This window comes from Knoellia altitudinis, from assembly GCF_042666355.1.
Lineage (GTDB): Bacteria > Actinomycetota > Actinomycetes > Actinomycetales > Dermatophilaceae > Knoellia > Knoellia altitudinis.
The window spans coordinates 309747-327085 of record NZ_JBHTDK010000001.1; the positions used below are offsets into that span (position 1 = coordinate 309747).

Sequence of the window (17339 nt, forward strand, 5' to 3'; positions counted from 1 at the left end):
GAGGTCAGGGTCGAAGGGCTTCCGCACCTTCCTGCACACGCCCGTCGGCGATCTCCACGACGCGGTCGGCGAGGGAGAGCAGCACCGGGTCGTGCGTCGTCACGATCGTCGTCATGTCGGCCTCCTTGGCCAGTCGCACGACCAGCTCCATGATCTCGCGTGAGGTCTCCGAGTCGAGCTGACCCGTGGGCTCGTCCGCGAGCAGCAGTCCCGGTCTGGACGCCAGGGCCCGGGCCAACGCCACCCGTTGCTGCTGGCCGCCGGAGAGCTGGCCGGGACGCTGCCGGGCATGCTTCGTGAGCCCCACGTGGTCGAGGGCCTCGGCGACTCTGGCCTCGCGCTCAGTGGCGTCAACTGCCCTGAGCCGCAACGGGATCTCGACGTTCTCGTGAGCGGTGAGGATGGGGACGAGACCGAACGACTGGAACACGTAGGCCACCGAGGTGCGTCGCAGGGCCAGCACCGCGTCATCGTCCAAGGCGGTCACCTCCACACCGTCGACGTGCACCGTGCCGGAGTCGGGACGGTCCAGCCCACCGATGATGTTGAGCAGACTGGTCTTGCCCGACCCTGAGCGACCGCGCACGGCGACGACCTCGCCAGGATCTGCAGTGAGCGACACCCCACGAAGGGCGTGCACCGTGGTCGCTCCCGTCCCGAACGTCCGGTGGACGTCCACCACATCGAGGTATGCCGTCGTCATGGCTTCTCCTCCCCCTGGCCTTCCCTGGGCTGCTCGGGCCACACCCCGATGTGGTCGCCCTCGAGCTCGAGACGGACGCGGTCGCGCAGACCCAGAGCGGTGACGAAGGCCTTGGGCAGCTGGAGCCGACCGGCCCGGTCCAGCACGGCGTACTCCTGGCTGATGACGAGCTCACCACCGTCGGCTCCCCGGGTCACGTGGCGGCGCACCTCGGACGCCGTCCGCCCGTCCCGGATCGCCACGGTCCGGGAGACCTGTTCGCTCACATGCACGTCGTGGGTCACGACGACCACGGTCGTCCCGAGCTCCTCGTTGGCACGACGGATCGCCCCGAAGACCTCGTCGCTGCTGCGCGAGTCCAGCTCTCCCGTGGGCTCATCGGCCAGGAGCACCATCGGACGGTTCGCGAGAGCCACCCCGAGCGCCACCCGCTGCTGCTGCCCGCCGGAGAGCTCGCCGAGCATGCGGGGCGCGCACTCCTCGATGCCGAGCACCTGCAGGATCTCGCGTGCTCGCGTGGTCCGCTCGTCCCGCTGGCCCGAGGCGAAGAGCATCGGGAGCTGGATGTTCTCGATGGCCGACAGGTAGGGCAGCAGGTTCGCGGTCGCCTGCTGGTGCAGGAAGCCCACCGTCGTGCGACGGTAGCGGAGCCGCTCGGCCCGTCCCATGGTCAGCAGGTCGTGCCCAGCCACGGATGCGGAGCCGGCGCTGGGCACGTCGAGCCCGCTCAGGATGTTGAGCAGGGTCGACTTGCCCGATCCGGAGGCCCCTACGACGGCCACCAGCTCACCGCGCCGGACCTCGAGGTCGAGGCCCTGCAGCGCCACCACCTCCACTCCCTCGGACGTGAAGATGCGGACGAGACCGTCGCAGACGATGTCGAGCCCGGGGGGACCGCCGGAAGCGGCCGCGTCCGCGGCTGGCACGGGGCGGGTCGGGGTCATGGGTTTCCTCCTGCACGTTGGTGCTCGGCAGCCGAGGCACGGCGGGTTCGGACCTGTTCGATGGCGAGGGCGAGGACGGCGAGCAGGAAGGCACCCAGGGCCGCGAGCCCACCCACCACCCAGCTGGGGCTGAGCTCGGGCCGCGGACCGCCCGTGTATCCCTCGAGGTCGATCGCCCCGGACACCAGCGGTGGGACGGCGATGCCGACGGCGGCACCGACGAGCACGGCGGCGACCAGGAGCGGAAGGACCTCGACGGCCAGCAGACCTGCCTCTGCCCGCCGCGGCACACCCATCGCGCGCAGGCGCAGGATCAGCGTGCGACGCTCCGGACGACCCGCGACGAGGAGCAGCACGGTCGTGAGGAACGTGAGCAGTCCCGCGAGGGCCGCCGCGACGGCATAGCTGCTCGTCACGAACGACGGCAGGGCCCGACCCGCCGCCGACTCGACGAGGGACTGAGCCGAGACCACGCCGGTGACGAGCCCACCGATCGCGGCCCGGTCGTCCGTGCCCTGCGCCAGGAGCGCGGCGCTCGCCTTGGCAGACGCCTTGACGTATGCCGTGTTGGGCCGCGCCCTGGGCAGCTTGGCTTCCAGGGAGTCCAGCGGGACCAGCGCCGTCTGCATGAGTCGGCCGGAGTGGATCCGGGCCAGAGCCGGGTCGATGGCAGTGACCGTGACGGGGACTCGCACACCGAGGACGACGAGCTCGAGCTCGTCGCCGACATCGGCACCCCCACTGACGATCGCGGGCAGCCGGCCCCCGGGAGTTGCGGTTGACCCGTCCTCGGGCGGCGGCTCACCCGAGTCCAGTGGCGTCCCTCCGACGACGGCGGCGTGGGCTGCGGGGTCGGTCCCGATGAGCGTCACGGGCCTGACCGAGCCTCCGTCGGCCCCGGACGCGTCGCTCAGCCGGGCGAACTGGGCGGTGTGGTCGACGTAGGCCCCGCTGACGGCTGAGACACCGGGCCGTTCACGCAGCGCGGCCAGGTCTGCGTCCTCGATCCGGGCCCCGTCGACGCGCACGTCGGCACCGACCGTCCGGTAGGCCGCCAGTGAGCGCTCGTCGCCGATCGTCGCGGCGATCGTGGCCACCACCGTGAGGATGCTTGCCCCGACGACGAGCGCCAGCAGCGGCAGCCCGGCGGTGCCGGTCGCTCGCGAGGAGCGCGCCAGCCCGAGGAACGACACGTAGCCGCGACCTCGTCCGGCCAGTCGCGAGAGCGCCCGTATCGGCGCCGGGAGCGCCCGGAACACGACGACAGCGGCAGCGGCGGCCAGGAGCACGGGCGAGAGGGCGGCATACCAGTCGGTCTGTCCACCCGAGATCACGTCACCCCGGGCCCGCACCGTCGAGATGGCCAGGACCGCGATGATGACGAGGCCGGCCTCGGCGACGATCCGACGCCAGGCACGCCCCCGGCTCACCGTGTCGCCGGCGGCGGCCGCCCCGACCCGCACGGTGCCCAGCACGAGGGCCGCGATGGCCAGTGCGGGCGCAGCGACGAGGACAGCCACCTGGGCCCAGGTGGCCAGCGGCGTCACTCCGTCGACGAGCAGCACCGCGAGGGCGCCGGCGGCCGCGGCTGCGAGGAGCCCCGACAAGGTCGGACCGGCCATCGCCATCGTGAGCAGGTGGGTGCTCGACGCTCCACGGGAGGCCAGGAGGGTGAGCTCACGAAGTCGCCTCCCGGTCGCCACCAGCCCCGTGAGCATGAGCACGATGGCCGCGAGCGCGGTGACGCCCGCGGTGGCGAACGACGTGACGACACCGGTGCTCGCGAGCGAACGTTCGTACTTCTCCAGGAGCGTGAGGACGCCCGTGGTGAGGCGCGGTCGCTCCGGGAGGCTCGTCATCGCAGAGGAGGTGTCGAGGCGCGACGCCATGCGCGCGAGGGGGGCGGCATCGGCGCGCGTGAGGTCGTCGCGCACGGTGTAGCGCCACGTGTGGGTGAGCAGGGGGTTCCCCATGGGGGCCAGCTCCGGCGTGAGCCCACCGCGCAGGCTGTCGGACAGCGCCGGATAGTTCTCCGCCAGGACCAGCAGGGCCCCCTGTCGCACGGCGCCACCCTGCGGCGTCGGGATCGAGGCGACATCGAGCATGCGGGCGTCGGACTCCCACAGGCTGTCGAGGGGGTCACGCGGCGCGAAGGTGCCGGTGATGACGACGTAGACCTGGTCGCGGGCTCGTCGGAACGAGTCCACCGCGGGGAAGAGGGAGTGGACCGAACCCGTCCTCAGTCCCAGTCCCTTGGCGACGACGTCGGACACCCCCACGGGCAGGAGGTGCACCCGGCGGATCGCCACGCCCTCGTTCAGCAGGACCCGCGTCTGCGTCGGCGCGCCCGGAGCCGCTCCCGACGTCCAGCGCACGTGCTCGGCGAGGCGGTCCTGGACCCGGACGACGGCCTGCGGCTGACCCGGGAGCTCCGAGCCGTCCTCCCGCTGGATCGCGAAGGGTGAGGTCTGGGCGGCGACGAGTGCCTCGCCGACGAGGCTGGCGTCGGGTCCCATCGCCCGTCGTGCGGCGTCGGTGACGACGTCGAACGGCGGCAACGTGCCCTCCCCGGGACCGCTGGGGCCCTCCGTGCCGTCGAAGGGTGGCGCTGTCACGCCACTCCCGAGGTCCCGGGGCAGGAGCGAGAGGGTGAGGTCGCGCTGGAGCTGGGTCGCGTCGCGCAGCTCGTCGCCCAAGGCCTGGTCGTATGCCGTCCCCTGCAGTCGCGGAGTCACCACGAGGTATGCCGTCGCCGTCGCCGTGAGCAGGGCGAAGAGGAAGGAGACGAGCAGGGTGCTGCGCGCGCCGCGCCGGACGAGGGCGAGCACCCGGAGCCTGCGCACGGGCCTGGCTTCGTGCCGTCCACTCATCGCGGCGCCCCCATCCGGAGCTCCATGGCCAGGTCGGAACCGGTGCGGCGCAGCACGAGCACGCCGATCGCCGAGAGCACGGCGGTGATCGCACCGGCCAGCGCCCCCAGCTGCCACCACGGGATGACGACGAGGACGTCGGGCACCTGTGCGTGGCCGTCACCGCCGACGAGGAAGGGGACGACGACGAACGCTGCGACGGCGCCCATCACGAGGCCGACGAGCACGGTGAGCACGACGACACAGATGCGCTCGAGGGTGAGCACACGCCGGATCCGGGCGGGCGGCATGCCCAGCGCCAGCAGGATCGCGTTCTCGTGGTGCCGGGTCCGCGCCAGCGACGCCGTCGTCGCCGCGAAGCCGACCGCTGCGAGCACGAGGGCAGCGCCGGTCACGAGGAGCATCGCTCCCTGCATGCCGGCGTTGACCGGGTTGGCCCGGCGTGCTGCCTCGACGTCCTCCCGGACGACCACCGCGTCGCTGCGGACCCCGCGACCCCGCAGCACCTCGACGGCGGCACCGGTGTCGACCGGGGCGAGCCACCACTCCCCCGGTGTCGGGACGGCGGTCGGCCAGCCCTTGTCGACGCCGGGGCGGTCGGTCGTGGCATAGAGCGTGGGCAGGTCGATGATGACGGCCCGCGTGGGGTCCGCGGCCGTCGGGACCGAGTCCATCAGCGCCACGACCTCGGCGGGCACCGTCCGCCCACCGACCGGCAGGGGCAACGTGCCACCGATGGGGACGTCGAGCTCGGAGCTCAGCGCCCGGGTCATCACGACCGGAGCGTGCTTCGCCGTCGAGGCTGCAGTGGTGAGCCGGAGGTCGATGGACTGCGACTGGTCGGTCAGCCGGTCCGTGCCGGCCACCGGTCGACCGTCCGCGCGCAGGTCGCTGACCTCGAGCCCCAGGACGAGGTCGGCAGCTCCGAACTCCCGGATGAACTCGGGCATCCTCATGGCGAACCCGATGACGGACACCGGCTCTGCCAGCACCCGGTCACCCTGGGGCAGGCTGACCGCCAACGACGTCGGGTCCGTGGTCACCGACCCGGTCGGCACCGACGTGACCATGCCCCGGCCATCGAGCAGCAGCACCTGACCGGACGCGCTGACACCCTCGATGAAGTCCCCGGAACCCGACCGCACCAGGATCCTGGACGTGAAGGTCAGCTCCGTGGCTCGTGGCGGCAGGGCGACCCCTCCCGGGGTCGGGCGTTCGCGGGCGAGATCGGACATCATGCCGCGCCAGGTGCCTGCGGCGAGGGTGTCGGGTCGCGGGTCGACGATGCCCCCGGCCCGGGTGGCGTCGACGCCGAGCACCGACACTCCCCGGACCGTGCGCAGGTCGGTGGTCTCGCGCAGGACGGGCATGGCTCGGGTGTCCGCGCCGGCAGCTCGCTCGGCCAGGGCGCGACCCACCGACGTGTCGACGCGGACCGGGGACCCGGTCTCGAACGCCGACTGGTCGGTGAGTGCCCGACCTGCGGTGGCCAGGTGCGACAGGGCCAGCGCACCCATGGCCATGCACAGCAGGATGAGCAGGATGGTGCCTCCCTGCGCGGCGAGCCGTCGCGAGAGCTGCCACGCGCCCCACGCCCGGTCCAGGCCGACGTGTCCCACCGACACGCGCTCGACCTGGTGCGTGGCTCCGGGGAGGGCTCGCAGGCAGAGGACCGACAGGCCGGCGATGACGCATGCCGGGGCCGCGATCGTCAGCGGGTCCACGGTGGCCGACCCGGCGACGTCGTAGCGACGCAGCTGCAGGACCGCGAGGACCCCGAGCCCGATGAGGGCCAGGTCGAGCCCTGATCCCGACGCGAACTGGAGGGCGGCAGGGGTGCGGCCACCACCACCCGAAGCGGAGCCGGCGTCGCCGTGCCGCCCGGAGCGGACACTGGTCGCCACCACGACGACCGTGGCGAGGAGCGCCATCGTCACGAGTGCCAGCCAGAGCTGCCAGTTGCCCAGGGCGTCTCCGTGGTCCGCCGCACCGAGCTCCACCCCCGCGGTGAGCCCGATGGCCCGCGTCAGCAGCGGCGCGACGGCAAAGGCCCCCACGGCTCCCACGCCGACGATGAGCCCGGAGTCGGCCAGTGCGAGCAGCGCCACCTGGCTCGTGGACATGCCACGCGTGCGCATCAGCCGGGTCTCGTCGGCCCGCAGCGACGTGAGCAGCCGGGCCGCCATGACGAGCGAGGCAGCACCGAGGAGGACGAGGAGGACGGTCGGGGTGAGGAGGGAGGCGCGGATGCGAGCGGCCACGAGGGCGGCTGCGTCGAGCTGTTCGGCCAACCCGGTCTCGACCCGTCCGTCACTGATGGCCGTGGATGGTGGTGCGCTCGTGCCCGGCTCGGCGCCACGGGTGTCGCCGACCTCGGCGCGCAGGCGGGTGAGCACGTCGGTGAGCGAGCTGCGGAGGTCGTCGACCGAAGCAGCCGTCGCCTCGTCGAACCGCGTGGACGCCCGCCACGTGACCTGGGTCTGGCCTACCACCCCGGTCTCGAACACTCCCGGCCCGAGGACGAGAGGGCCGTAGGTCGTGAACTCGGTCTCGCGCACACCCACGGGGCTGAGCGGGTCGTCGATCCAGATGGCCGCCGCGCGATCCCGGACCCGATAGGTCCCCACGACGGTGACGGTGAGGTCGGGCGCCGCCGTGTCGGTGAGGCTCATGAGCCGGAGCGAGCCACCGGGGGCGAGTCCGAGCGCCCCGGCCGCCTCCTCCGGCAGGGACACCTCGACCGTCGAGTCGGTGCGTGTCGGCCACCGGCCCGCGACGAGCTCGCTGTGCTCCTGGAGACCCGTGATGTCGGCGAGCTGGATCCGGGCCCGAGCATCACCGCCTCGCAGGCCTCGCACCGTGGGGTAGGCCACGCGGTGCACGTCGACGTCGTCCGCCAGCGCCTCGAGCCGGGGGCGGACGACGGCGTCGGCCGCCGGCAGCGATCCGGGTGGGATCGCCGCCGCCGCGCTCACGGTGCGGGCGACGGGGTCTCCACCGGGTCCGCCCACCCCCAGGCTGGAGCGCACGCCGGCGTCCGAGATCGCCACGGACAGCAGCTGGAGGGTCGCGACGACCACCATGGAGAGCAAGGCGGCGACGACGACGGCGGTGAGGGCGAGCGGATGGGTGCCGAGGCGCCGACGCAGCAGCGTGAGCACGCCCATCCCCGACCTCCCTCGCTGCCCTGGCACGCTCCTCGCGCTCCTCACGCAGAACGCCGCGAGCGCCCTGGCGACCGCGTTCTGCCAACCTACTGACCGGGCCCCGGTGCGGCAGTCAGCGTCGGTGATCGACTCCGGTTCGTGACTTTGTGCCGAGACGGACGCGCGCCGTCAGTCCCGCTGCCGTCAGGGGAAGACGAGATCGGGTATGCCGGGTGCCGACACCGTGACCGTGTCGCGTGCGAGGTCGGCGCGGACGGTGATGTCCCGGTGCCGCATCTCGAAGCCGGCGCCTTCGTCGACGATGGCGCACGAGACGTCGGCGAAGCGGGTCTCGTCGGTGCCGATCACGGTGCGACGCAGGCGGATCAGCTGCCGGTACCACTCGAGCAGGGAGGCATGCGGCTGCGCCCCGACCTCGTCCCAGCGCAGCACGCTGGCGTCCCGGGTCGCTGGCGCCTGCGGGTCGGGGACGTCGACGGCGGCCCAGCCGTGCCCGCCGAACTCCGCCCGGCGACCGGCCCGCACGGCCTCGGCCATGCCCTCGTCGGTGAAGTCGGTGAAGAACTGCCACGGGGACGATGCAGCGAACTCCTCACCCATGAAGATCATCGGCGTGCCCGGGCCGAGGAGATAGAGCGCGGCACCGATGGCGGCCCGGCCCGGCGTGATGCTGGCGCCGATCCGGTCACCGGTCGCTCGGTTGCCGACCTGGTCGTGGGTCTGGAGGTAGGTCACGAGCCGACGGCCGTCGAGGGTGTCCACGTCCACCGGCCGGCCCCACTCCCTGTCGCGGAACGTCGACCAGCGGCCGTCGTGGAGGAAGCCCCGCGTCAGCACGTGGGCCAGCACGTCGAGCGGACCACCGTCCGGCAGGCTGCGGGTGCCACCACCGAAGTCCTCGTAGTAGCCCTGCGTCTCACCGGTGAGCGCGACGTGCAGGCCGTGGTGGACGTCGTCGGCCCACTGCGCGGTCATGCCGCGTCCACCGTCAGCGGTCGGGGTGACCATGGCTGTGTCGTTGAGGTCGCTCTCGGCGATGAGGTCGAGCGGTCGCCCGAGAGCCAGGGCGAGCTCCGCGACGTCCTCGGACAGCTCCACGAGCAGGTGACGCTCGCTGTCGTCGACGAGGGCGTGGACGGCGTCGAGCCGAAGGGCATCGACGTGGAAGTCACGCAACCAGCGCAGGGCGTTCTCGACGATGAATGCGCGCACCTCGGGAGCGCCTGGTGCGTCGAGGTTGACCGCCGGACCCCACGGGGTCAGGTGGGTCTGCGTGAAGTAGGGACCGAACCGTCCGAGATAGTTGCCACTGGGACCGAGGTGGTTGTAGACGACGTCGAGGCACACACCCAGACCCCGGGAGTGGCAGGCGTCGACGAACCGCTGGAAGGCGGCCGGACCGCCGAGGGCGTCGTGGACGGCATACAGGTCGACACCGTCGTAGCCCCATCCCCACCGTCCCGGGATGGCCGCGACCGGAAGCACCTCGACGACGTCGACACCGAGGTCGACGAGGTGGTCGAGCCGCTGGAGCGCGGCGTCGAAGGTGCCCTCGGGAGTGAAGGTGCCGATGTGCAGCTCGTAGATCACGCCGCCGAGCGTGCCGGCCCCGTCACGGGGCCCGCGCCAGTGCGCATCGCCCCACTCGTGGGCGCTGACGTCGAAGAGGCGACTCGGCCCGTCGACGCCGTGCGGCTGCCAGGCGCTGCGCGGGTCCGGCAGGGCCGGCTCCTCGCCGTCGAGGACGAAGGCGTAGTCGAAGGCGCCGTCGTCCTTGGAGGCGTATGCCGCGTGGTCACCGTCCCAGCGCCACCAGCCTCCGTCGCCCCGCACCATCGGCTCTCGCGTCGGCTCCTCACCGGGAGCGCCGAAGCTGATCTCGACCTTTGTGGCGTCGGGCGCCCACACCTCGATCATGACGTCCTCACCAACAGCGCGACGGGCAGGTCGACCAGCAGGTCGGCCATCTCGACAGGACCGGAGAAGCGCTGGGTCTCGCTCTCCGACAAGAGGTTCCGCCACTCCCCGGCAGGCAGCTCCATGTCAGCGTCGCCCCAGCCACCTGACGCGGCGAGGCTGTCGGCTCCGCGGGTGACGACGGTCACGACCCGCGGCCCGGAGTCGTCACCACGACAGAGGGCGACTGCGAAGTCGGACGTGGTGTCGAGACCCGAGTAGGTCGCCGTGTCGCCGACGAACCACTCGGGGTGCTCCCGACGAAGCCGGAGGGCGGTCGAGGTCACCAGCAGCTTCTCGTCGTCGAGGTCGCGCGGTCGCTCACCGGCATCGAGCCGGGCCAACCGCTCGACCCGCTCGGCATAGTCGACGGATCCCCGGTTGTCCGGGTCCACGAGAGTGAGGGCCTGCAGCTCGGCGCCCTGGTAGACGTCCGGCACACCGACGGTGACGAGCTGGAGGAGCTTCTGGCCGAGAACGTTGGTCCGGACCGACGCACCGTGCAGCGACAACCATGTCTCGACGTGCGCGACGACGGCGGGGTCGGAGACGGCGGCTCGCGCGAAGCGCACCACGGCCGCCTCGTAGTCGGGGTTCCCGTCGACCCACGCCGTGTGGTCCTTGGCCTCGCGCACGGCCTTGAGGACGTAGCCCTCGATGCGGTCCGGGGTGATGGGCCAGGAGCCGACGACGCTCTGCCAGACGAAGTACTCGGTCGCGTCGTCGAGGAGCGGGTCGCGGTGCGCCGCGGCGAGGTCCGACGCCTCCCGCACCCACTCCGCCCACTCTGGCGCACTCTCGGCCAACGTCATGAGCCGGGCCCGGACGTCCTCGGAGCGCTTGGTGTCGTGGGTGGTCAGGGTCGTCATCGTCGAGGGCCACGTGGCGAGCTGGCGCGCGGCGAACGCGTGGAACTCGTCGGCGCCGATCGACAGATGCGAGGGGTGGCCACCGACCTCGTTGGCGCCGGTCATGCGGAACCACCGATAGAAGGCGGTGTCCTCGATGCCCTTGGCCATGACGGGCCCACACGTCTGCTGGAAGCGCACGACGAAGTCGTCGACCAGGGTGCGGTCAGCATCCTCGGGCGCCTCACCCAGCGCCAGGGCGACCACACGGTCGAGGTCCTCGTGCGCCTGCGGCGACAGCAGTCCGCGGGCGCGGGCCGCCGCCCCCTCGAGGACGGCGCGCTGCTCGGGGTCAACCGGGGCACCGGGCACGACGTAGGCCCGGTAGCGGTCCATCGACACGAGCAGCGCGCCGAGGGCCTCACGGGTGCGGGCCGGGTCCGACTCGGGGAGGACCCGGTCGACCAGCCGCATGAGGCGGTTGACCTCGGCGGCCTGGACCGAGCCGACGACGTGCTGCTTGGCCTCGGGCACGACGTCGTCGAGCGACTCCCGGCTCGGTGCGCGCTCGGCCCAGAGGCCGTCGAGCACCTCGTCGCCCTCGCCCGAGGTGAGCACCTGCTGCACTCGAAGCAGGGTGTCGTAGCCCGTGGTCCCCGCGCAGCGCCAGGACTCCGGCAGCTGCTCCTCCCCCTCGAGGATCTTCTCGGCCACGACCCACGCGTCGCCGGTGGCGTCGGCGAGGCGGGCGAGGTAGCCCCCGGGGTCGGCGAGGCCGTCGGGGTGGTCGATCCGGAAGCCGTCGATGGACCCGTCGCGGAACAGGGACAGCAGCAGGGCGTGGCTGGAGTCGAAGACGGCCGGGTCCTCGACCCGCACCGCCGTCAGCGTCGTGACGTCGAAGAACCGGCGATAGTTGAGCTCGGTCGCGCCGTCGCGCCAGCTCGTGAGCCGGTAGGCCTGTGCGCCAACGAGATCCGGGAGGTCGAGGTCCTCGGTCCCGGGGCGGACCGGGTAGTCGTGGTCGTAGTAGCGCAACACCGTCTCACCGCCGTCAGGTCCGCCGTCGTGGGCCACCGACAGCTCGCCGGCCGCCAGCACCTCGTCGAGCGAGGACCCGAGCACGGGCATGAGCACCCGTTCGCCGTCGACGTCCCAGTCGATGTCGAACCACGCCGCCGCCGCCGAGCCGCGCCCGTCCCGCAGCAGCGCCCAGAGGCGAGCGTTGAGATGGGTCGCCTCGGGGACCGTCATGTGGTTGGGCACGACGTCGACGACGACCCCGAGCCCCTGCTGGTGCGCAGCGGCGACGAGCCGGTCGAACGCCTCGCGCCCCCCGGCCTCGGCGTTCAGCGCCTCGTGGTCGACGACGTCGTAGCCGTGCGTCGAACCCGGAGCCGGCTGGAGGATCGGCGACAGATAGAGGTGCGAGACACCCAACGACGCGATGAATGCCGCCTGCTCCGCTGCCGCGTCGAAGCCGAAACCGCCGTGGACCTGGAGGCGGTAGGTGGAGGTGGGGACAGCGCGACGGGAGCCGTGCACGACGACAGGGGCGGGCGGCATACCCATCAGAGCACGCGGTCGGGGTTCGCGGCACCCACCGGGTGCGTGATGGGCTCACGCGGGCTGCGCAGGACGACCATCGCGCGTGGGCCGACGGAGATCTGCGACCCGGCCTCGTGCCACTCGGCGTCCACCACGTCGGCGCACGTGTCGACCTCGGTGACCCATCGTTCGCCCCACTGCTGCGAGGGGATCGTGAACGACGTCTCCTTGTGGTCGGCGTTGAAGAAGACGAGGAAGTCGTCGTCGGTGATGGATTGACCTCTGCTGTCGGGCTCGTAGATGGCACCGCCGTTGAGCCACATCGTGACCTGCAGGGCGGACCCGTCCCAACCATCCTCGGCCATCGGCTCGCCGGACGGCTGGAGCCAGTAGATGTCTCCCAGAGTCGACTGGCCGCCGTGGTCAGCGGACCCGGCGAAGAAGCGCCGGCGCTTGAAGACGGGGTGGCTCAGGCGCAGCCGCACGACCGCCTTGGTGAACTCCAGCAGCTGGAGCTGGTCCTCGTCGAGGTCCCAGTCGACCCACGCCAGCTCGTTGTCCTGGCAGTAGACGTTGTTGTTGCCGTCCTGGGTGCGACCGATCTCGTCACCGTGGCTGATCATCGGCACGCCCTGCGAGAGCAGCAGGGTCGTGAGGAAGTTGCGCACCTGCCGCAGCCGGAGCGCGCGGATCTCGGGGTCGTCGGTCGGCCCCTCGACCCCGTGGTTCCAGGAGTTGTTGTGGCTCTCGCCGTCGTTCCCGTCCTCGCCGTTGGCCTCGTTGTGCTTGTCGTTGTAGGACACGACGTCACGCAGGGTGAAGCCGTCGTGGGCGGTGATGAAGTTGATCGACGCGATGGGCCGGCGACCGCTGTGCTCGTAGAGGTCGCTCGAGCCGGTGATGCGCGAGGCGAACTCGCCGAGCGTCGCCGGCACACCACGCCAGAAGTCACGGACCGTGTCGCGGTACTTGCCGTTCCACTCCGTCCACAGTGGCGGGAAGTTGCCGACCTGGTAGCCGCCGTCGCCCACGTCCCACGGCTCGGCGATGAGCTTGACCTGGGAGATGACCGGGTCCTGCTGGATGAGGTCGAAGAACGCCGAGAGCTTGTCGACCTCGTGGAACTGGCGGGCGAGCGTGGCGGCGAGGTCGAACCGGAAGCCGTCGACGTGCATCTCGGTGACCCAGTAGCGCAACGAGTCCATGATGAGCTGCAGGACGTGTGGGCTGCGCATGAGCAGGCTGTTGCCCGTGCCGGTCGTGTCGTAGTAGTGCTGCTTGTCGGAGTCGACGAGGCGGTAGTAGCTCGCGTTGTCGATGCCGCGGAAGCAGATCGTCGGGCCGAACTCGTTGCCCTCGGCGGTGTGGTTGTAGACGACGTCGAGGATGACCTCGATACCGGCCTCGTGCAGCGCCTTGACCATCGCCTTGAACTCGGTCACCTGCTGGCCCTGCTGCCCCTGCGCGTAGGAGTTGTGCGGCGCGAGGAACCCGATGGTGTTGTAGCCCCAGTAGTTCGTCAGACCCTTGGCCTGCAACGAGGTGTCCTGGACGAACTGGTGCACCGGCATGAGCTCGATCGCGTTGATGCCGAGGCCCTTGAGGTGGTCGATGATCACCGGGTGGCCGATCGCGGCATACGTCCCACGGATCTCCTCAGGGAGGTCCGGGTGGGTCATCGTCAGGCCCTTGACGTGGGCCTCGTAGATCACGGTGTCGTGGTACTCGTGGCGCGGCGGCCGGTCGTGACCCCAGTCGAAGTAGGGGTTGATGACGACGCTGAGCATCGTCTTGCCGAGGGAGTCCTCGGTGTTGCGCTGCGACGGGTCGAGGAAGTCGTAGGAGAACAGGGCCTGGTCGTTGGACACCTGCCCCTCGATCGCCTTGGCGTAGGGGTCGAGCAGGAGCTTGCTCGGGTCACAACGGTGCCCGGCCTCGGGCTCGTAGGGCCCGTGCACGCGGTAGCCGTAGCGCTGTCCCGGCTGCAGGCTCGGGAGGTAGCAGTGCCATACGAAGTGGTCCACCTCCGGCATGTCGATGCGCGTCTCCACCCCCTCGTCGTCGACGAGGCACAGCTCGACGTTCTCGGCTATCTCGCTGAACAGGGCGAAGTTCACTCCGCTGCCGTCGTATGTGGCACCCAAGGGGTATGCCGTTCCGGGCCAGATCTCCATGGCCGCCTTCCGCGTCGTGTGGTGTATCAAGCTGGGTTTCAGTCCTCACCCGGGACGACGACGGCCCACGTGGCGCGGGCAGCCGTCAAGGACTTGGCTGGGTATGGTTCGCGCAGTTGGCCAACCTACCCAACGTTCCCCTACCCCAAGGAATCCGTCTTGACGCACGGTCGCACCGCCATCGTCACCGGAGCCGCTCGGGGCATCGGTGCAGCCACCGCCCGACGCCTGGCCGCGGACGGTTTCGCCGTGGCAGTGGTCGACCTCGACGAGTCGGCCTGCGACGAGGTCGCCTCGAACATCCGTGAGGCCGGAGGGTCGGCCCTGGGGGTGGGGATCGACGTCACCGAGGCCGAGCAGGTCGAGGCCGGGGTGGCCCGCATCGCCGACGAGCTCGGTCCGCCCGTCGTGCTGGTCAACAATGCCGGCATCATCCGCGACAACCTCCTCTTCCGGATGAGCGAGTCCGACTGGGACTCGGTCATCGACGTGCACCTGCGCGGGGCGTTCCTCATGGCCAGGGCGTGCCAGGCGCACATGACGGCCGCGACGTTCGGCCGGATCGTCAACCTCTCCTCGTCCTCGGCGCAGGGCAACCGCGGTCAGGCCAACTACTCGGCGGCCAAAGCGGGGCTCCAGGGTTTCACCAAGACCTTGGCCATCGAGCTTGGCAAGTTCGGCGTCACCGCCAACGCCGTGGCCCCCGGCTTCATCCAGACCGACATGACGGCGGCGACGGCGGAGCGGATGGGCGTCCCGTTCGAGGACTTCCTCGCCCACGCGGCCTCGCAGACGCCCGTGCAGCGGGTCGGCCAGCCCGAGGACATCGCGGCGACGATCTCGTTCCTCTGCTCCGAGGAGGCCGGCTTCGTGTCCGGTCAGGTGATCTACGTGGCTGGCGGACCGCTCGACTGACGGCGGTCCTGCTCCTTGGTCGTCCACCTGCCCCGGCTCAGAACGCTTCGTCATGCCCTGCCACACCCCGTGACGCGTCGTCGCGGCGGGTCGCGGAAACGTTCAAAAGACTCTTGACCGCTTGGTTAATTATCCGTTAGGTTAACAACGTGACCGACGCACTCAGCTCCACGTTCGCCGCCCTGGCCGACCCGACGAGGCGGGCCATCCTGGCTCGTCTCTCCTCGGGCGAGGCCACGGTCGGCGAGCTCGCCGAGCCGTTCGCGATGTCACTGCCAGCGATCTCGAAGCACCTCTCGGTCCTCGAGCGCGCCGGCCTGGTCACCAAGAGCCGAGATGGGCAGCGGCGCCACTGCCGGATCTCGGTCGCCCCCCTCAAGGACGCGACGTCGTGGCTCGAGCTCTACCGCCAGCACTGGGAAGAGCAGTTCGACAACCTCGGCACCTACCTCGCGACCATCCACGAGCCCTCCGGCGAGGGCGAACCCAAGGAGTTCCCAGCATGAGCACCAAGTCCGTCCAGCAGTCCAGCCAGCACGCCACGGGCGCCCACGAGCGCGCCACCATCACCACCTCCGGCTCGGAGATGGTCATCACCCGCACCTTCCCGGCCTCCGCCGAGCTCGTCTTCGAGGCCATGACCAACCCCGAGCACATCCGCAGGTGGTGGGGCGCCGGCCACGGCACCATGACCGCCTGCGAGGTCGACCTCCGGGTCGGTGGTGCCTGGCACTTCGCCCAGACCGCCGGCTCCACCGGCGACGAGGTGTCGTTCTCGGGCCACTACAAGGAGATCGAGCGTCCGGGCCGGCTCGTGCACACCGAGAAGTTCGACAACATCGACAGCCCCTACTCCGTCATCGACACGACCTACACCGAGACCGACGGCAGGACCGAGCTGCGAGCCGTCATCACCTACGACTCCCCCGAGACGGTCCAGGCCGTCCTCGACTCCGGCATGGAGAGCGGGATGCAGGCCTCCTACGACGCCATCGACGACGTCGTGCTCGAGCTCGCCGGCTGAGCCTGCGAAGCCGGCCAACCGGCACCACCAGTCGAGAGGAGAGAACACGCCACATGCCGCCAGGCACACGCAGCGTGTTCTCTCCTCTCGACCGAGCCTGTGGATGACTCGACAGCGGGATCTGCGATCTTCGGCATTCTCGGCGGATGCAGCCGTCGCCCCTTCCCGAGGAGCTCGCGGCCGGACCGTTCAGCACGGCCCGAGCCCGCGAGCTGGGCCTGACGGCTTCTCGCCTGCGCCGCGGTGATCTCGAGCATCCGACGCGAGGGGCACATGTCTGCACCCCTCCGAGCACCCTCGCGACGCGCGCCGCGGCCTACAGCGTGGGGATGCCGTCCGATCGGGCCTTTTCCCACGTCACCTCCGCGGTGCTGCAGTCGTTTCCACTTCCCACCCTCCTCGAGGAGGAGGCGAGCACCGGACCGCTCCATGTCATGGCTCGCACGAAGGACGGACGGGTGCTGCGCAAGGGCTGCGCGGGTCACCGTGGTCTCGAGCTCCGCTCGACACTCGAGCTCGCGGGCGTGCGAGTCGTGGGCCCGGCAGACACGTGGGTCGACCTCGGCGAACTGCGCCGAGGGCGTCTGACTCTCGACGATCTCGTCGTCGTCGGAGATGCCGTCGTGGCTCGGGTGGACCAGCAGTCAGGCATCGAGGTGCCGTCCGGGTCGCGCACCTCACCGGGGACGCGCGCCCTGCAGGAAGCCCTGCACGCACGGGTGAGACCACGCGGCAAAGTCCTTCTGCGTCAGGCCCTGGAGCTGATTCGCCCCAGAGTTCGCTCCCCGATGGAGACCCGGGCCAGGCTGATGTTCGTGCGTGCCGGGTTCCCCGAGCCGGAGCCGGGCGGCGTGGTCCGTGACGAGACCGGAGAGTTCCTTGCCGAAGGGGACCTGGTGTGGCGACGCGAACGCGTCATCGCCGAGTACCAAGGCGCCGACCACGCGCCGATCGGACGCCGCAGCATCGACGCGAACCGTCGCGACCTCCTGGAGGACATGGGGTGGTTCGTGCGTGAGCTGTTCGCCGAGGACGTCTACCGCCGACCACGGCGGATCACGACCATGGAGGCGGTAGCGCGGATGCTTGGCCTCGACCCCTCGACCCTGATGATCACCTGACCCCGTTCACCTGCTCCACAGCAGTCGAGAGGAGAGAACTCGCCGTATGCCGGCCGGCATACCCAGCGT

General features: G+C 71.0%; 11 protein-coding genes. 4 read left to right on the plus strand and 7 right to left on the minus strand.

Going from position 1 to position 17339, the window contains the following annotated elements:
• Window positions 1-4: 4 nt before the first annotated feature.
• From ACFQW8_RS01470 to glgX, 7 genes are all read right to left on the minus strand, one after another.
• Complete coding sequence (locus tag ACFQW8_RS01470) at window positions 5-703, minus strand: ABC transporter ATP-binding protein (protein ID WP_380085206.1); 699 nt, start codon at window positions 701-703, stop codon at window positions 5-7.
• The gene (locus ACFQW8_RS01475; protein WP_380085207.1) at window positions 700-1647 is read right to left on the minus strand and encodes an ATP-binding cassette domain-containing protein; all 948 of its coding nucleotides are present in this window, start codon (window positions 1645-1647) and stop codon (window positions 700-702) included. Before ACFQW8_RS01475 ends, ACFQW8_RS01470 begins: the two co-directional genes overlap by 4 nt.
• The gene (locus tag ACFQW8_RS01480; protein ID WP_380085208.1) at window positions 1644-4517 is read right to left on the minus strand and encodes an FtsX-like permease family protein; all 2874 of its coding nucleotides are present in this window, start codon (window positions 4515-4517) and stop codon (window positions 1644-1646) included. Before ACFQW8_RS01480 ends, ACFQW8_RS01475 begins: the two co-directional genes overlap by 4 nt.
• Window positions 4514-7684 carry an FtsX-like permease family protein gene (locus ACFQW8_RS01485; RefSeq protein WP_380085209.1) on the minus strand — a complete coding sequence of 1057 codons (3171 nt, stop codon included), beginning with the start codon at window positions 7682-7684 and terminating at the stop codon, window positions 4514-4516. The genes ACFQW8_RS01480 and ACFQW8_RS01485 overlap by 4 nt, the downstream gene beginning before the upstream one ends.
• Before the next feature lie 183 nt (window positions 7685-7867).
• The gene (gene treZ, locus ACFQW8_RS01490) at window positions 7868-9601 is read right to left on the minus strand and encodes a malto-oligosyltrehalose trehalohydrolase (RefSeq protein WP_380085210.1); all 1734 of its coding nucleotides are present in this window, start codon (window positions 9599-9601) and stop codon (window positions 7868-7870) included.
• Complete coding sequence (gene treY / locus ACFQW8_RS01495) at window positions 9598-12054, minus strand: malto-oligosyltrehalose synthase (RefSeq protein ID WP_380085211.1); 2457 nt, start codon at window positions 12052-12054, stop codon at window positions 9598-9600. The genes treZ and treY overlap by 4 nt, the downstream gene beginning before the upstream one ends.
• Window positions 12055-12059: 5 nt before the next feature.
• The gene (gene glgX, locus ACFQW8_RS01500) at window positions 12060-14210 is read right to left on the minus strand and encodes a glycogen debranching protein GlgX (RefSeq protein WP_380085212.1); all 2151 of its coding nucleotides are present in this window, start codon (window positions 14208-14210) and stop codon (window positions 12060-12062) included.
• 159 nt (window positions 14211-14369) lie between these two features.
• Here glgX and fabG point away from each other — a divergent pair, with 159 nt between their 5' ends.
• From fabG to ACFQW8_RS01520, 4 genes are all read left to right on the plus strand, one after another.
• Window positions 14370-15125 (plus strand): 3-oxoacyl-ACP reductase FabG, encoded by a 756-nt coding sequence (gene fabG / locus ACFQW8_RS01505; RefSeq protein WP_380085213.1) that lies wholly within the window; start codon window positions 14370-14372, stop codon window positions 15123-15125.
• A 149-nt stretch (window positions 15126-15274) separates the two neighbouring features.
• Window positions 15275-15631, plus strand: a complete 357-nt coding sequence (locus ACFQW8_RS01510) for an ArsR/SmtB family transcription factor (protein WP_380085214.1) — start codon at window positions 15275-15277, stop codon at window positions 15629-15631.
• Entirely contained in the window at window positions 15628-16149 is a 522-nt protein-coding gene (locus tag ACFQW8_RS01515; protein WP_380085215.1) for an SRPBCC family protein, read from the plus strand. Before ACFQW8_RS01510 ends, ACFQW8_RS01515 begins: the two co-directional genes overlap by 4 nt.
• 146 nt (window positions 16150-16295) lie before the next feature.
• On the plus strand, window positions 16296-17270 hold the full coding sequence (locus ACFQW8_RS01520) for a hypothetical protein (protein WP_380085217.1): 975 nt from the start codon (window positions 16296-16298) through the stop codon (window positions 17268-17270).
• Window positions 17271-17339 lie beyond the last annotated feature (69 nt).